The sequence below is a fragment of the Mesorhizobium sp. M8A.F.Ca.ET.207.01.1.1 genome (assembly GCF_004794715.1).
GTDB lineage: Bacteria > Pseudomonadota > Alphaproteobacteria > Rhizobiales > Rhizobiaceae > Mesorhizobium.
On record NZ_SRUS01000156.1, the window covers coordinates 1 to 398 of the forward strand.

At 63.8% G+C, this 398-nt stretch carries 1 protein-coding gene; it reads left to right on the top strand.

The features are described from left to right. Nucleotides 1-398, top strand: a 398-nt coding sequence (locus tag EN850_RS33960) for a DNA/RNA non-specific endonuclease (RefSeq protein WP_136092964.1), incomplete at both ends; no start/stop codon positions are given.

The following is a 398-nucleotide window of genomic DNA, read 5'->3' on the forward strand; positions in this document are numbered from 1 at the left end:
CCCGGACCTGCCGGCCGGCTGCCTGGGCCAGACCAGCACCGCGTCCTATGCCAGCATCAAGTCCGGTTATGACCGTGGCCACCTGGTCACGTCCAACCACATGGACTACGACGCGACCTACATCCGCCGCGCCAACTACATGACCAACATCGTGCCCCAGGTGTCCAGCTTCAACCAAGGCATCTGGGTGAAGGCCGAGAACGTGGCCGAGTGCTACCGCGACATCGCGCCGGTGGACGTCTACGGTGGCGTGGTGTACGGCGATGCTGCCAACGACTATTTCCTGGCCAGCCACGGCATCCCGACGCCGGAGTTCTTCTGGAAAACGATCATCACCCGCGACCCGAACACCGGCACCGCCAAGGCGATCAGCTGGATCATCCCCAACGAGGCCAACC